Origin of the sequence: Novosphingopyxis sp. YJ-S2-01, assembly GCF_016093175.1 — a bacterium.
GTDB classification, from domain to species: Bacteria; Pseudomonadota; Alphaproteobacteria; order Sphingomonadales; family Sphingomonadaceae; genus Novosphingopyxis; species Novosphingopyxis iocasae.
In genome coordinates, this window is record NZ_JAEDAI010000007.1 from 1 (window position 1) to 528 (window position 528).

Sequence of the window (528 nt, forward strand, 5' to 3'; positions counted from 1 at the left end):
GGGTTATCACGTCCCGTTCGCTTTCGGCATGGCGATCTTCGCATACATCACGCTGGTTGTGATCCGGCCTGTCCTTCTAGGCGGCTGGCATTTCGGCTTTCCTTACGGGATCTGGAGCCATTTGGACTGGGTCTCGAACACTGGCTATCAATACCTGCATTTCCACTACAACCCGGCACATATGCTGGCGGTGACATTCTTCTTCACCACCACACTGGCGCTCGCCTTACACGGCGCGCTGGTCCTTTCAGCGGTCAATCCGCAGAAGGGCGGAGAAGTCAAAACGCCGGAATATGAAGACACGTTCTTCCGGGACTTTGTCGGATATTCGGTAGGTACTCTTGGAATTCACCGGGTCGGCTTGCTGCTGGCTCTCAATGCCGGCTTCTGGAGCGCGGTGTGCATCATTGATGGCAGCGCCAATCCTGATCGCTACCCGGAATTCGACAGCTGGATCGGGCAAGACTTTGCCTCCACTTTAACTGTCGAGGGCAAACCAAAAGCGATGGAAATGCTGGCCGCTGCGCG

General features: G+C 56.1%; 1 protein-coding gene. It reads left to right on the forward strand.

The features are described from left to right. A partial coding sequence (gene pufL, locus I6A82_RS14390) for a photosynthetic reaction center subunit L (RefSeq protein ID WP_198095663.1) occupies window positions 1-528 on the forward strand: 528 nt, incomplete at both ends.